The organism is Leptothoe sp. LEGE 181152, assembly GCF_032906605.1.
Classification (GTDB): Bacteria; Cyanobacteriota; Cyanobacteriia; order Phormidesmidales; family Phormidesmidaceae; genus Leptothoe; species Leptothoe turfae.
In genome coordinates this window covers 1-12913 of sequence record NZ_JASATU010000047.1, presented here as the reverse complement: position 1 = coordinate 12913, position 12913 = coordinate 1, and the positions used below count along the sequence as shown (strand labels likewise).

The 12913-nt window shown below is 47.3% G+C and carries 18 protein-coding genes; 9 read left to right on the top strand and 9 right to left on the bottom strand.

All coding sequences use genetic code 11. The annotated features are described in order from the left end of the window. Positions 1 to 18 precede the first annotated feature (18 nt). The 3 genes from QGP82_RS22535 to QGP82_RS22525 all read right to left on the bottom strand — a co-directional run bounded on the left by QGP82_RS22535 (position 19) and on the right by QGP82_RS22525 (position 1888). Positions 19 to 555 carry a hypothetical protein gene (locus QGP82_RS22535; RefSeq protein ID WP_499061113.1) on the bottom strand — a complete coding sequence of 179 codons (537 nt, stop codon included), beginning with the start codon at positions 553 to 555 and terminating at the stop codon, positions 19 to 21. 198 nt (positions 556 to 753) lie between these two features. Further along, positions 754 to 1701 (bottom strand): glycosyltransferase family 9 protein, encoded by a 948-nt coding sequence (locus QGP82_RS22530; protein WP_163662480.1) that lies wholly within the window; start codon positions 1699 to 1701, stop codon positions 754 to 756. Positions 1702 to 1735: 34 nt separating this feature from the next. Beyond that, positions 1736 to 1888 carry a hypothetical protein gene (locus tag QGP82_RS22525; protein WP_163662482.1) on the bottom strand — a complete coding sequence of 51 codons (153 nt, stop codon included), beginning with the start codon at positions 1886 to 1888 and terminating at the stop codon, positions 1736 to 1738. 58 nt (positions 1889 to 1946) lie between these two features. Between QGP82_RS22525 and ispD the strand changes: the two genes are divergently transcribed. Then, a complete protein-coding gene (ispD, locus tag QGP82_RS22520; protein ID WP_499061112.1) occupies positions 1947 to 2627 on the top strand; it encodes a 2-C-methyl-D-erythritol 4-phosphate cytidylyltransferase in 681 nt (226 codons plus the stop codon). Between the two features lie 78 nt (positions 2628 to 2705). Here ispD and psb30 read toward each other — a convergent pair whose 3' ends face one another. Further along, positions 2706 to 2849 (bottom strand): photosystem II reaction center protein Ycf12/Psb30, encoded by a 144-nt coding sequence (psb30, locus tag QGP82_RS22515; protein WP_006516248.1) that lies wholly within the window; start codon positions 2847 to 2849, stop codon positions 2706 to 2708. A 191-nt stretch (positions 2850 to 3040) separates the two neighbouring features. Between psb30 and QGP82_RS22510 the strand changes: the two genes are divergently transcribed. The 3 genes from QGP82_RS22510 to QGP82_RS22500 all read left to right on the top strand — a co-directional run bounded on the left by QGP82_RS22510 (position 3041) and on the right by QGP82_RS22500 (position 4216). Continuing rightward, entirely contained in the window at positions 3041 to 3397 is a 357-nt protein-coding gene (locus tag QGP82_RS22510; protein ID WP_163662486.1) for a YkgJ family cysteine cluster protein, read from the top strand. A gap of 147 nt (positions 3398 to 3544) precedes the next feature. After that, positions 3545 to 3910 carry a TMEM165/GDT1 family protein gene (locus QGP82_RS22505; protein ID WP_163662488.1) on the top strand — a complete coding sequence of 122 codons (366 nt, stop codon included), beginning with the start codon at positions 3545 to 3547 and terminating at the stop codon, positions 3908 to 3910. 15 nt (positions 3911 to 3925) lie between these two features. Continuing rightward, a complete protein-coding gene (locus tag QGP82_RS22500) occupies positions 3926 to 4216 on the top strand; it encodes a TMEM165/GDT1 family protein (protein WP_163702580.1) in 291 nt (96 codons plus the stop codon). Positions 4217 to 4227: 11 nt separating this feature from the next. Here QGP82_RS22500 and QGP82_RS22495 read toward each other — a convergent pair whose 3' ends face one another. Together QGP82_RS22495 and QGP82_RS22490 are read right to left on the bottom strand one after the other, a co-directional pair. Next, entirely contained in the window at positions 4228 to 4770 is a 543-nt protein-coding gene (locus QGP82_RS22495; RefSeq protein ID WP_163662492.1) for a DUF4149 domain-containing protein, read from the bottom strand. Positions 4771 to 4930: 160 nt separating this feature from the next. Next, the gene (locus QGP82_RS22490; RefSeq protein ID WP_163662494.1) at positions 4931 to 6265 is read right to left on the bottom strand and encodes a glycosyltransferase family 2 protein; all 1335 of its coding nucleotides are present in this window, start codon (positions 6263 to 6265) and stop codon (positions 4931 to 4933) included. A gap of 301 nt (positions 6266 to 6566) precedes the next feature. Here QGP82_RS22490 and ebsA point away from each other — a divergent pair, with 301 nt between their 5' ends. The 5 genes from ebsA to QGP82_RS22465 all read left to right on the top strand — a co-directional run bounded on the left by ebsA (position 6567) and on the right by QGP82_RS22465 (position 10011). After that, positions 6567 to 6941 (top strand): type IV pilus biogenesis protein EbsA, encoded by a 375-nt coding sequence (ebsA, locus tag QGP82_RS22485; protein ID WP_006516254.1) that lies wholly within the window; start codon positions 6567 to 6569, stop codon positions 6939 to 6941. 233 nt (positions 6942 to 7174) lie between these two features. Further along, complete coding sequence (locus QGP82_RS22480; protein WP_163662495.1) at positions 7175 to 8260, top strand: DRTGG domain-containing protein; 1086 nt, start codon at positions 7175 to 7177, stop codon at positions 8258 to 8260. A gap of 109 nt (positions 8261 to 8369) precedes the next feature. Continuing rightward, complete coding sequence (locus tag QGP82_RS22475) at positions 8370 to 8885, top strand: DNA recombination-mediator protein A (protein ID WP_163662497.1); 516 nt, start codon at positions 8370 to 8372, stop codon at positions 8883 to 8885. A gap of 117 nt (positions 8886 to 9002) precedes the next feature. Continuing rightward, positions 9003 to 9440: an MAPEG family protein gene (locus QGP82_RS22470; protein ID WP_006516258.1), complete on the top strand. Its 438-nt coding sequence runs from the start codon at positions 9003 to 9005 to the stop codon at positions 9438 to 9440. A gap of 79 nt (positions 9441 to 9519) precedes the next feature. Further along, the gene (locus tag QGP82_RS22465; RefSeq protein ID WP_163662499.1) at positions 9520 to 10011 is read left to right on the top strand and encodes a YajQ family cyclic di-GMP-binding protein; all 492 of its coding nucleotides are present in this window, start codon (positions 9520 to 9522) and stop codon (positions 10009 to 10011) included. A 39-nt stretch (positions 10012 to 10050) separates the two neighbouring features. Here the strand turns inward: QGP82_RS22465 and QGP82_RS22460 are convergent, their stop codons facing one another. The 3 genes from QGP82_RS22460 to QGP82_RS22450 all read right to left on the bottom strand — a co-directional run bounded on the left by QGP82_RS22460 (position 10051) and on the right by QGP82_RS22450 (position 12588). Beyond that, on the bottom strand, positions 10051 to 10548 hold the full coding sequence (locus QGP82_RS22460; protein WP_163662501.1) for a GNAT family N-acetyltransferase: 498 nt from the start codon (positions 10546 to 10548) through the stop codon (positions 10051 to 10053). Continuing rightward, positions 10532 to 10711 (bottom strand): DUF8624 family small hydrophobic protein, encoded by a 180-nt coding sequence (locus tag QGP82_RS22455; RefSeq protein WP_490794496.1) that lies wholly within the window; start codon positions 10709 to 10711, stop codon positions 10532 to 10534. Before QGP82_RS22455 ends, QGP82_RS22460 begins: the two co-directional genes overlap by 17 nt. Positions 10712 to 10791: 80 nt before the next feature. After that, the gene (locus QGP82_RS22450; protein ID WP_163662505.1) at positions 10792 to 12588 is read right to left on the bottom strand and encodes a sodium:solute symporter family protein; all 1797 of its coding nucleotides are present in this window, start codon (positions 12586 to 12588) and stop codon (positions 10792 to 10794) included. Between the last annotated feature and the right edge of the window lie 325 nt (positions 12589 to 12913).

Below are 12913 nucleotides of genomic sequence, written 5' to 3'. Positions count from 1 at the left end.
ATAGTCAGCTATTGGCATCTAATGCTTCTCAACCACAGAGGTATCCGAGGCTGCTTTTGACTGCGGTGCTTCTTTTTCAACGGCCGCTTGAGCATCTTTGGCAACAGCAGCCCCCCCACCTGCAACAGCATTAGTCGTAGTTGAGACATTCTTAGCAACCGCTTTCGCTGGAGACTTAACAGTTACATCGGCTTTAGCAGGACGTTCAATTTTTTCTAGACCAAGCTGCTCACGCGCTTTATCTAATAGAAAATTAGCTCCATTTTGGCTAACTTCCAAAAATGCTTGACCAGTAGCCGCAGCAGCCTGGTTACCATCCACTGGTTCTGCCTGTTGAGTGTCCCACCATGCTCGCATTTTCTGTCCGGAGTTAAGAGCTATATCGCCAAACCAAGCAAAAAATACAAATACTGAACATATAATTAACCAAACTAAAAGAGCTAACTCCTTAATGATGGTCCCCGTCAATACAAAAACACTCTTATACGTGTCTGCCGTCTTGGGATCAAAAAGTAGTTGAGACACCACAGCAGCTTGAGACTTAACGCGATCCATGGTTTTACCTCATCTAAATGATTTATAAAAAACTTGATGAAACTATTCTTTGACTACCATTCAGTAGGGTCATCCTATCGAAAGATATCTAACGTGCCGTTAGACATGGTGGGTAGTCTTAAGCTTTCTCCTCGAAAGACGAGTCATCGTTGCTATAGGATGCAATGCTTTATCAAACGTTCTTGAGTATACCCAAGGTTAACCACCCCAAACTTTTTGTAAAACATCCCCTGGCTTTAGATCAGCTAGCCGCTCTGTCGCCGATTGCACACCTAGGATCCGTGTTTCGCCCTCAACAACTGGTAAGGCCTGGCTCAGTTTTGTCTGCAGTACGAGGGTAAATACCTGAAGAGCCATAGATACTTGGCTGATATAGCTATCAGGAGTAATCACTAAATCAGCGCCAGCTAGGATAGCGGCAATCTGCCCAAGATTTTCCACCTTAACGGCCTTAAGCGTACGCTGACGACTCAGCGTGGCAACTAACTCTTCGCTATCGAGAGTTTCCAACAGCACAATCGGCATCTGTGGCTGTTTAGACTGAAAATCATCCACAATGCTAAGCCAGCTACTTAAAGGATAGGCATCTGCCTGCACGTTCAGGCCAGGATACACAACCACGTAGCCGCCGCTACCCGACAAATTCAAGCCTTGACGTTGTTCGTCAGCCCAGGCAATATCCCCTGCTGGCACATTGAGGGCAATGGGCGCAGATTTAGAGGGTTCTGCCAGGCCTTCTAAAAGCGCCTGGTACTGACTGGCTTGATACGGCTCTTTGTCAGCGGTCACGGTATTGGTGTAAAGCCATGGAGCTTGGGCGTTGCTATAGCCAACTCGAGTGGGAATACCACTCAGCCAAAGCAACACACCTTCCTCCCAACGATCACTAGCTGAGAGAACCAATTCAAATTCGCGATCGCGAATAATACCCAGCAAATTAGCCCAATCAGCCGGACTATTTTGCCCTCGATAGTTAAACGGAATGACTTCACTAACAGCCTTAGACACCCGGTAAGCTGATTTAGACGTGGGCTCCACGACCACTGATATTTCAGCGCTGGGATAAATTTCTTGAATAGTTGCTAACGTTGGAAAAAACTGAAGCTGATCGCTAATTCCACCAGGAACTAAAGCCAGGACGTGCATGGACTTTGGAGAATACTTCGCTACTCATTCTAGATTAAGCTGGCAGCGCTAATGCTGAAGAAAGGTCACTAAACCGCGAAATTGTAAAAATTATTCCTTGGTTAAGATTTTTGAGAGGATGTAGGGTGCCGATGGGGTGACAAACACCGGGGGTGACAAACACCGATGGGGTGACAAAAATTTGCATCTCTTACCTCAACAGGCAACGTTCACATGCGTCCTTAAAATATTTTTTGGAGACAGTAATGCACCTACTTATACCGGCAGCAGGCAGTGGCAAACGCATGGGTGCTGACGGCAACAAACTGCTTTTACCCCTGCTCGATCATTCAATTATGGGATGGACCCTAAAGGCTGCGGTCGCTGCCAACAGTATTGAATGGATTGGCATTATTTGCCAATCCATGGATGAGCCGGTGTTTCAAGAGACTGTTACTCAACTGAAAATAGATAAGCCAGTATCATTCATCCGTGGTGGAGATACTCGCCAGGCATCGGTCAGCAATGGTTTACAGGCCTTACCTGAGGACGCAAAACAGGTGCTAATTCATGATGGAGCTCGCTGCCTCGCTACTCCAGCGCTTTTTGATCGCTGTACCGCAGCGTTTGCAACTTGCAAGGGACTTATTGCAGCGGTGCCCGTCAAGGACACCATCAAACAAGTCAATACTTTTGGCATCATCGAAGCCACCCCCAATCGTTCTCATCTGTGGGCGGCTCAGACTCCCCAGGGATTTGATGTTGCACTACTGAAGGAAGCTCACCAAAAAGGTCAAACCCAGGGTTGGTCTGTCACTGACGATGCTGCTTTATTTGAAAAATGTGGCCTCAATGTCCACATTGTGGAAGGAGAAGAAACTAATTTGAAGGTGACTACACCTATGGATCTTGCGATCGCAGAATTTATTCTACTTCAGCGCCTTTAACCATCAAGAACCCGGTTTCTAGCAAATTTGAAATCATGAGCATTTTATCTGCTACATAAACCGGGTTCTTGATGATGACTAAAGATCGCCGCTTCGTGCAACCAACAAAAAGATGATTGCTGGACCAGAAATAACTACCATTGCCAAGACAGTGAGCTGAGCCACTACCAGAAAATCAATATTGCTGAGAAAACCCAGACCCAAGATACCCAGAAGACCCATTGAACCTCCGATAATCAACTAACCGTGACCTCTGCGCACACAAGCGCACCGTCATTTTACCTGGTTCGATCCCACCGCTTTTAAGAAAGTTTACAAAATTCCAAAAACTTTGATAACAAACCTGGTCAGACGTCTAATCCCCTGGCCCTTTATTCTTGTATAAGCCTCATCCCGCTAAGGACAAAGACAATATGGCCACGTGGCAATGTGTAAAAACCTGTGGTGCTTGCTGCAATCTCACCCCAGCCGATCGACCGAATTTAGCCGACTATCTCACGCCAGAACAGCTAAAAGTTTATATGGGCCTGGTGGGTCCAGACGGTTGGTGCATCAATTACGACACAGAACAGCGTGTATGTAAGATTTACGACCAGCGTCCCAGCTTTTGCCGTGTACAGGCGGACACGTTTGAGCAAATGTTTGGGGTCACTGAGGATGCACTCAATGACTTTGCCATCGACTGCTGTCAAGAACAAATTAGTGGCGTCTATGGCAACAAAAGTGAAGAACTGGATAGGTTTGTAGCTGCTGTCGGCATAGAAGACTGAAAAAAGTAATGGTTTTATTTTGAGCGTTCAGTTGCTGTTTAAGGGGGGCATGTGAGCATGCATGCCACTTTAGACAGCTAAAAAACATAGCTCATAGTTCTCCTAACCCTTGCTCTTGCAATCTTCCTGACAGATAATGAAGCAAATATGAAAGACTTCTCTGTGACATCCTCCACCTCCATACAGCCTACGGGCACTGAGCAGCCCACAAAAAAGACGCCCCAAGCCAAAGCAAGCTTTTGGGGCGTCTTTCTTTCAACATTCGTCACAATTTTTCTGGCGGAATTGGGAGACAAAACACAGGTTGCAACCTTGTTAATTAGCGCTGAATCCCACAAGCCACTTACGGTATTTGTAGGAGCAGCGTTAGCTTTGATTTCAACGAGCCTCGTGGGAGTAATAGTGGGCCAATGGTTAGCGCGTCGGATTTCCCCTGAAACCTTGGACACCTTAGCTGGGATTTTACTCCTAATTATTTCCGTCGGCTTAACGGCTGAAGTTATTGGTCTTTAGAGAATTATTGCCATCATGTCATTTGATTGGAACTTACTCAGCGTTAGCTTTATCACCGTCTTCCTATCAGAATTAGGTGATAAGAGTCAGCTGGCAGCCATTGCCTTAGGGGGTAGCTCGTCATCACCTAAGGCCGTATTTTTGGGGACTGCCAGTGCCCTGGTGTTCGCTAGCTTTCTAGGGGTTTTATTGGGAGAAGGCACAGCACAAATATTACCAACGCAAATTGTTAAAGGCGCTGCAGCTATTGGGTTTGCACTACTAGCAATCCGCTTACTGTGGCCTGATGGGGAAACCGACGGATAGGCTGACTCACGTTACTCACTAAACTGAGCAGCAATATCGACATAGCACAGACGCAATAGAAATCCAAGAATCAATACTTTGATAGCTTCCAAACCCCAGTAAATTCCATGGATCCAGACCATGGCATGGGGAATGATGTGAATGGTCCCTGGCATATCCAAAACAATGCCAATAGAGCCTATGTAGGGAGTCAATACATAGGTATAGGTCAGAGCGATCGTGACCAAACTAATCGCCAACAGCAACGCCCATCGGCTACGGCTGCCGCTAACCTCAACGGAGTATTCAGCATGGGCCTGGCGCATGGCCAACACCCCAGTTAAGATCAACCCTGATAAAAGCATTTCCACATGGTTGAAGAGCTCAAATAAACTGTAGCCAGCACTGGCAAACCCCGGAGCAGTCATCATGCCATTCATATAAAGCATCGGCATGACCACAAAATCGAGAATCAGGCTACCACCAATCCAAAAAACTGCAAGAAAGAGAACAGCACTATCCCAAGCAAACTGTCGTGGAGACAGCTTGGGTAGCGACAACGTGAAATGTGTCATGGATTAAACCAGATATATAGATGGGTATGTCCCAACGCTAACCGATTTAGTCAGTAAAAAACGTGAAAAAACGTTGCGATATAAGCATTGCAACGTTTTCTTTAGACTCATAACGCCAGTCTTTACGCCAGTCTTTATTTTATAAAGTCGGCTTCACCCATTAGGCACTGGCCGTTTCACCAGCGTGGATAGTCTTGACCCACTTCAGCCGCTTTGGTCGTACAGCCATACGAGTCGTTGCAAAAGCCATAACCACAACCCAATGGGTCATATATAAGGTGCCTTTAATTGCCCGCACCATTGCCATGGGTAATGATACGTTTTGAGTGCGGTATATGCCCATGGTCATTCCCCAATACGATACACCAACCGCCAAAGTCGTTAGGGGAGCAAACACAGGTGGCTGGCGCAGTGCGATCGCAACAATAAAGTCTGGCAGTGCCACAATCGGCAACATATATTGCAATATCCAATACATCAGCATATCAACGGACTTATTCCAGCCCAGCCGATTGCGGACAAGTAACCGCCAGTAATCTAAATAACGCTGATAGCCCCCCTCAGCCCAGCGATTACGCTGATGCCAGAGAGCAACACCGCTAGTCACCCCTTCTTCACCCACAGTTGGCATATCCAAAAAACCAATATTCCACTGATGTAGATGCAACTGAACGGTCAGATCTAAATCATCGGTAATGGTCATTTCATTCCATCCACCACATTGAGCGATGGTCGTATGGCGCACAAACTGACCATTGCCCCGCAGTTCTCCAATGCCACAGCGGGCTGACCTTTGCTCCTGGTAGTAACGATCTAAAGCCATTTCAGCAGCTTGCCCCTGGGTCCAAAAATTAGTGGCACTGTTAACAATGGACTTGCGCACTTGAATTGCCCCAGTGCGATCATTGGCAAATAGCGGCACCACTCGACGCAATAAATCAGCAGGGACCTGAGCATCAGCATCAAATACAGCCAAAATTTCTCCGGTAGCCCTTGGCCAAGCCAAGTTAAGCGCACCAGACTTGCCCCCAGTTGCCTCTGGGCCACGGTGCAGAACCCTTAACCTGGGATACTCATGGGTTAACTCGTCCAATATTCTGCCGGTATCATCATCACTGTTATCGTCAATTACCCAAAGCTCATAACGATCTTCGGGGTAGTCCAAATTACAGAGAGACTCCACTAAATGGGCAATGACAGCCTCTTCATTTTTAGCGGCCACTAGCAGGGAAACAGGCGGACAGTCCGGTTCAGCCAATGCAGACGGTACGGCAGCCCGATTAGGGCTAATGGCATAAGTAGCATTAGCACTCACAATGCGCACCATATAAAGTGCAACCAGCCCAGTAACGGCCCAAACCACTTGCGCGCCCCACATTGCCCAGTGCAACATCACCGTTACACTCCACAGAAACACTAAAGCAGCCAAAGCTTTCAGGCGACGTCCCTCCGAAAGATCATCCAGTAAAACATCAGATACCGTTTCAATCGCCATAGGTTCCGTGTAATAGGGTTGTTGGGTTACAGGTTATTAATATCTTATTAAAATCTGTTACACAGTATCTTCTTTAGACACACCTTCTCTGAAATCCTCTTATTTTGAGGTGCTTGAGGCAAAGGTTTCTGTGGGTACACTAGTGCTCGGCAGAATTAAGTTGCAGACATCTTGGTTACTGACGCGCTGCGCCCCTGCAACAGATAAGAACCAAGGTCTAGCCAGACCTAGAGGCGTTTACTTGACGCCTCTATTTGCCTAAGTTCACTATGTCTTGAGACAGATTCCACTGCTAAACGCCATGCCTATTGCAGACATTCAGCCCGCTCCCAAACAAGATGTCGGTGTTTATATGCCCTATTACCAGGGCAATAAACGTAAGGCTCTCCCCTATGCCATTGGCCTTTATAAACGTGGAAACCTTGAAGGGGAGCGCCGGATCGAAGGCGGTGAAAGCATTGCCTTTTTAGCAACCTGGAATGTGTCAATGTTGCCTGCTGACTTAACTCAATGTCGGATGCAGTTTGATGGTGATGCCGAACTAACCTATGAAATCACCATGGCCACCTTTGAATTTGTTGATTTTCTAATCGATGTAGTGACTGCTATGCGTCTAAAGCGGTCTCCTGACTTTTCCAAATCCTTTTACCGCAGGCTGCTAAGAATGGATGAGTAAGTTATGGCACCGCTAATGAGTTCGGTGTTCACTAAGCCCTCAACCTGATTTAAGTCATATACCAATAAGCGTCGTGTAGTACTGTAGTCAACTGCACGACGCTTATTTTTAGGCCCTGAACATGTTAAGCACCTAATCAAAACACTTCGGTAAAAGTTAAGGTTTTGTCCAATTGCGAACAGCTCTCCATGGCACAATGGGGGGTAGCCCTATTGGTAGTTAGGAGTTATAGTGTGCCCAATCCATCAAAGCACCTGCTGATTGGCTCAACAGAGCCCTACAGCGGCAAGTCGGCCACCATAACCGGGTTGGCCTTGCAGCTTCAGGATCGCGGTATTGATATCGCCTATGCCAAACCCGTTGGTACTTGTCCTAGCGATGAGGCTGGTATCGATGAAGATGTTCGATTCATTTCCAAAATTTTAGAGCTACCGACATCGCGTCTGCGTCCAACGTTGCTATCTCTGGATGCGCAGACAATCCAGAAACAGTTGACGGAAGAAAACTCTGCGATCGACCCCCAACAAATGGCTACATATCTAGGTGGTCAAGGGGAAGATCTATTGCTGATTGAAGGACCAGGCACCCTCGAGGAAGGGACGTTGTTTGGCTTGTCGCTCACTCAGCTAGCGAAGGTAACCGAAGCTCAAGTCATGCTGGTGGCAAGATTTCATTCTGTGTTGATTGTTGATGGTCTTTTGGCTGCTAAGCAAAAGCTCGGTGATCGACTCATGGGTGTTTTGATTAATGATGTCCCCATGGATCAACTGCAGGATGTAAACACCAACGTTAAGACCTGTCTTGAACGTCATGGGATACCAGTTTTGGGTATTTTACCCAGCACTCCGCTAATGCGCAGCGTCAGTGTCGGAGAGCTTGTGCATCAACTCAAAGCTGAGGTCCTTTGCTGTGAAGAGCGTATGGATCTGATGGTGCAGAGCTTAAGCATTGGAGCCATGAACGTCAACTCGGCCCTCAAGTATTTCCGCAAAGCTGACAATATGGCCGTTATTACGGGTGGTGACCGGGCTGATATTCAGCTGGCTGCTTTGGAAACGTCGACCCAGTGCCTGATCTTGACAGGACATATTGCTCCGCGCCCAGATATCACTAGCCGTGCTCAAGATTTAGAAGTCCCCATCTTGTCAGTTGACCTAGATACCCTGACGACGGTCGAAATCATTGAGAAGTCATTTCAGGAAGTTCGATTGCAGGAGCCTATTAAGGTGCAATGCATTCAATTACTGATGGAACAACACTTTGATGTAGATAGACTCATGGCTGAGTTAAATTTGTCATCACCGGCGGTAACGGCTTAAGGCTGACCTAGGAGGCCATTAGAAGTCAGTCAGAAATTATGGATATCAAGGCTTGGGGACAAGGGTTTGGTAGAATTGGCCAGTCCCTTCATTAAAACTATATAAACCCTTGAGTCAGTCCCTTGATACTCCCATCGAATCGCTTAAGGTAGATGATTTTTTGCAGGAGCTTGCTGCCATTCAGCAGTCTGGCTCTAAGCGCATTGCTATCTTGGGTTCCAGACATGTACCTATTACCCATTTGCGCCTCATTGAGCTCATGAGCTACGCATTGGTACTTGGCGGCAATCGTCTGTTGACCTCTGGGGCGACTGGGACTAATGCCGCAGCCATCCGTGGGGCAATGAAGGCAGATCCGAACTTGCTGACGGTTATTCTGCCGCAAAGTTTAGAACGTCAACCGCGTGAATCTCGTGAACAGCTGGATTCAGTGATTCACCTGGTTGAAAATTCGGCTAATGATCGACTAGAGCTGGCAGAGGCCAGTTCACTCTGCAACCAAGAAATTATTTCCCGCTGTCAACAACTGATCTGTTTTGCATTTCATGACAGTAATACACTGTTGCAAACCTGTAAGGATGCTGAGGAACAGCGCAAGATTGTAACGCTGTTCTATTTTGATTAGGACGGTGAGGTCCTATCCAATTGTCTATAGATGACTATCTCTAGGTAAGTCGTTGGTCATGAATCTGAAGCTTTATGACCTGAATCATTTCCTTATTAATGCTAGAACACTGGATCTGTGAGCTTACTATCCCTGCCTAATCTTTTTTTGTATAGTCTGCCAGTGGCGGCCTTTCTAATTTATGTGCCCTACCTGGTGGTGGCTTCAGAGCGAGTTAAGTTAGCTCAATCTATGGACGATCCCATAGAGGCTTTGGCTCGTCCACGCTTTTATACGGATAAGCTACCGAACTATGCGATGCGGGCTAACTGGGCCCATCAAAATTCGTTTGAGTCATTTATTATCTATTCTCCAGCTGCTGTCATGGCCTACATTACAGGGCAAGACAGTACGGCTGCGCTATCAGCTGTTGTCGCTTATCTAGTTGCTCGGCTGCTGTTTTCGGTATTTTACATTCTGAATGTGGCATCGTTGCGATCGCTAATGTTTGGCATCGGTAGTCTCAGCATCTTCAGCCTCTATTTCATGAGTTGTAAAACCATCTGGCTACAATAGTTTTTAGCCTCGCGCTTTCCATCTCTAGATGGTGGGCAATGCCCACCCTACGGCCTAATACTCTCCATTCACCTTGCTAATGGCTTCTACCTATTCATTTGATGTGGTCAGCGATTTTGACCGTCAAGAACTAGTCAATGCCCTTGATCAGGTACGTCGTGAACTCAAAAGCCGCTACGACCTCAAAGATACTAAAACCACGCTAGACCTGGGTGAAACGAACATTGCCATTGAAACGGCTAGCGAAATGACCCTAGAGGCAGTTCATACGCTGATTCAGACCAAAGCTGCCAGACGAGATCTATCTATGAAAATTTTCGACTTTGGCAATATTGAGGCAGCTAGTGGAAATCGTGTGCGCCAGGATATTGAGCTAAAAAAGGGCTTAAGCCAGGAGGTTGCAAAAAAAATCTCCAAGATGATTCGTGACAACCTGAAAAAGGTTCAAGCATCGATTCAAGGGGATGCAGTGCGAATTTCAGCTAAGTCCAAGGATGATTTGCAAAATGCAATTCAGCTAATTAAGCAAGAAGATTGGCCCGTTGCTTTGCAATTCCAAAATTATCGGTAGGCTATGGGCATAGTAGAGCCTCAAAGAGCAGCTTTTACGCTATAGGTCTAATGTTAACAGCGTTGCCTTAGACTCATAACCTAGGCTGTTGTAAAGGCTGAGGGCAGCTAAATTATCTGTAAATACCTGAAGGCTAAGCTGGTCATAGCCTTGAGCCTTGGCCCAGTTTTTGGCGTATTGCATCAGCTGACGACCCAGGCCTTGGCGGCGGTAGCCAGGGGAGACATAGACCAGATAAATATAGGCCTGCAATGCCCCGGTTAACTGATTCATAGATTGCCCTAACCATAGACAGCCCAAGGATTCTCCCGTAGTAGTAGCCGTGAAACCGACACGAGCACCGCTCTCCGACTTCTCTAACCACCACAGGGCTGAAGGGCCTTCAAGATATAGTTCAACGGTTTTCGTCAAATGGCCTAGCTGGGTAGCACCTAATTCTGCATAGGCATTGCCCATGGTGGCAAGCAACCTTGCCCGATCCAAACTAGATCCTTGAACTAAGCGATACCCTGGGGGCCAATCAAACTCCAAATCCATTCAGCAGTAAGGCTTTACCCATTATAGCCAGGTCATCACCATCAATGGGAGCTGGGGCCAGCATGTCGCTCGGCAGCCAGATTCGCGCACTAACAGCCACCATCGCCACTAGAAAGACGAGCAAAATCAGAAACGGAATAACGTAGGAGCGAATGATGGACATGATTTAGATCCGAGTCTCAGAGTGGGTTAACAGTTATCTATTAAGTATCGTAACGTTTTGTTGAGGGTAAGCCTGACTGGCTACGGCAAAATATCATCGTCGTCTAACCCTGGGCGAGGCACCGGTACGATGGGTTGCCGATTTAAGTGGCGTAACCAGAACCACCCTGCTACGGCCACAATTAGCGATAGCCAGCCCCCTAAAGAATTGAGCAATAAGAAACCGCCCACGGCAAACATGGCACCAAAAAGCAGTAGTAGTGACGCAATTACCCGCTTAAACTCTAAACCCAGATTTTGCAACGGTCTTACCCCTGTACGCTGTCGCTGTTTTTGCCAACCAGGACCACCGGGTCGGACACGACGATAAAAGTTGTCCAACGTTTCGTCTGATTCTGGGGGGGTAGCAAACATAGCGATCACCCAAATCACAGTAGTCATACCAGCCGTGACGAGTAGACGCAAACCAAAATCATCAATTTGAAACCAAGGTGCACTGCTAGTCAATAAACCAATCAGGAATCCAGCAACCATCGAACTTAGCTCTGCTGCCGCATTAATCCGCCACCAGAACCAGCGCAAAATCAGAACTAATCCAGGACCGGTGCCAATGGCAATCACCAGGCGGAAAACAGTCGCCACATCTGAGGCAAAAAAGGCTGCTGTGGCTCCCAGGGCCGTCACAATTACTGACGTCATGCGACCAACATTGACCAATTCAGCCTGGGTAGCGTCTGGATTGATAAAGCGACCGTAGAGATCATTCGTTAAATATGAAGCCCCCCAGTTAATGAGCGTTGACACCGTGCTCATAAAAGCGGCAATCAACGATGCGACCACTAAGCCCAGAAGTACAGGAGGTAAAAAGTCGAGCATGAGCTTGGGATATCCCAATTCGCGATCGGCCAAGTCTGGATAAATGGCCACAGCAGCCAGCGCCACAATAATCCAGGGCCAGGTGCGAATGACGTAGTGCAAAATATTGAAAAACCAGGCCGCTTTCTCAGCCTCACTCTCGTTTTTAGCGGCAACCAGACGCTGGATGAATTCTCCACCCCCATCACTACGACGAAAGGCCCACCATTGTAAAAAGACATAGGCTGTAAAGGCACTGGCGGGAATACCGGCGACCGTACTCCAACCAAGGCCACCGTTAAAGGTGATGGGCAAGATGCTAAGAATATCGAAATCAGTATTGGTTTGGGCCTGATTGATCAGGTTTTGCATGCCCCCAACGGAGATGACGGATGCGATCGCAACCACAATCGCTCCAAAGAGAGCCAGGAAGAATTGGAAAAAATCCGTAGCGACCACCCCCCACAGCCCCGAAAAGCCTGCGTAAAACAGCACCAAAATACTGACAACAATCACGCTCCAGAGCTTCATGCTCTGATTGGGTTCAATGCCCAAACTTTGCCAAAGTTCAAGAGCATCCACCACTTTGACCATGGCTAACATGGCATAGCCGATACCAATGCAATTAATGGGTACCGCAAACAGAAATGCTTTCACACCTCGCAATAAGGCAGCCGTTTTGCCGCCATAGCGAATTTCTGTGAGTTCAGCATCGGTCACCACTTCAGACCGTCGCCACAGCCGCGCAAAAATATAAATCATCACGACGTGGGCAATGCCAAAGCTCCACCACTCCCAGTTACCAGCAATGCCACGGGAGCCGACCACACCTGCCACATATAACGGAGTATCGATGGAGAATGTGGTAGCCGCCATACTTGTGCCCGCTAACCACCAGGGCAATGAGCGACCCGAGACAAAAAAGTCAACTAAACTTCCAGAGGCTTTACGCGATAGGTAGACGCCTAACACCATCGTAAAAATGAGATAGGCCAACACAATCAGCCAATCAATTAGCAGCATGGGTGTGAACTATTGGAGATTCTGAAGCGACAGCCCAAATCATCCCACACGGTGATCAACTGTCGCAAAAGGGCGTTAAGCAATGTACGACCTGGATACCTGATGATTTCATCCGGGAAATTTTGATAGGTTGACGATTTTTGTGAAGCTTACGCCCTTCGCAGCCATGCAATACGAAAATGCCTAATCACTTACTGATTGGACTTTGTAGAAATTTGAAGAGAGGAATGCACTAGGAAGCGGCAATAGGCGATAAAGAGCAAAACCAAAAGAAGCTCAGCCTATTGCCATGAATGTGCAAGATCGTATCAATCAACTCAACCAA

Excerpts from the sequence above, each read along its gene's own strand:
- QGP82_RS22535 (WP_499061113.1), bottom strand. The coding sequence starts at position 555 with ATGGATCGCGTTAAGTCTCAAGCTGCTGTGGTGTCTCAACTACTTTTT.
- QGP82_RS22530 (WP_163662480.1), bottom strand. The coding sequence starts at position 1,701 with ATGCACGTCCTGGCTTTAGTTCCTGGTGGAATTAGCGATCAGCTTCAG.
- QGP82_RS22525 (WP_163662482.1), bottom strand. The coding sequence starts at position 1,888 with ATGCAAATTTTTGTCACCCCATCGGTGTTTGTCACCCCCGGTGTTTGT.
- ispD (WP_499061112.1), top strand. The coding sequence starts at position 1,947 with ATGCACCTACTTATACCGGCAGCAGGCAGTGGCAAACGCATGGGTGCT.
- psb30 (WP_006516248.1), bottom strand. The coding sequence starts at position 2,849 with ATGGGTCTTCTGGGTATCTTGGGTCTGGGTTTTCTCAGCAATATTGAT.
- QGP82_RS22510 (WP_163662486.1), top strand. The coding sequence starts at position 3,041 with ATGGCCACGTGGCAATGTGTAAAAACCTGTGGTGCTTGCTGCAATCTC.
- QGP82_RS22505 (WP_163662488.1), top strand. The coding sequence starts at position 3,545 with ATGAAAGACTTCTCTGTGACATCCTCCACCTCCATACAGCCTACGGGC.
- QGP82_RS22500 (WP_163702580.1), top strand. The coding sequence starts at position 3,926 with ATGTCATTTGATTGGAACTTACTCAGCGTTAGCTTTATCACCGTCTTC.
- QGP82_RS22495 (WP_163662492.1), bottom strand. The coding sequence starts at position 4,770 with ATGACACATTTCACGTTGTCGCTACCCAAGCTGTCTCCACGACAGTTT.
- QGP82_RS22490 (WP_163662494.1), bottom strand. The coding sequence starts at position 6,265 with ATGGCGATTGAAACGGTATCTGATGTTTTACTGGATGATCTTTCGGAG.
- ebsA (WP_006516254.1), top strand. The coding sequence starts at position 6,567 with ATGCCTATTGCAGACATTCAGCCCGCTCCCAAACAAGATGTCGGTGTT.
- QGP82_RS22465 (WP_163662499.1), top strand. The coding sequence starts at position 9,520 with ATGGCTTCTACCTATTCATTTGATGTGGTCAGCGATTTTGACCGTCAA.
- QGP82_RS22460 (WP_163662501.1), bottom strand. The coding sequence starts at position 10,548 with ATGGATTTGGAGTTTGATTGGCCCCCAGGGTATCGCTTAGTTCAAGGA.
- QGP82_RS22455 (WP_490794496.1), bottom strand. The coding sequence starts at position 10,711 with ATGTCCATCATTCGCTCCTACGTTATTCCGTTTCTGATTTTGCTCGTC.
- QGP82_RS22450 (WP_163662505.1), bottom strand. The coding sequence starts at position 12,588 with ATGCTGCTAATTGATTGGCTGATTGTGTTGGCCTATCTCATTTTTACG.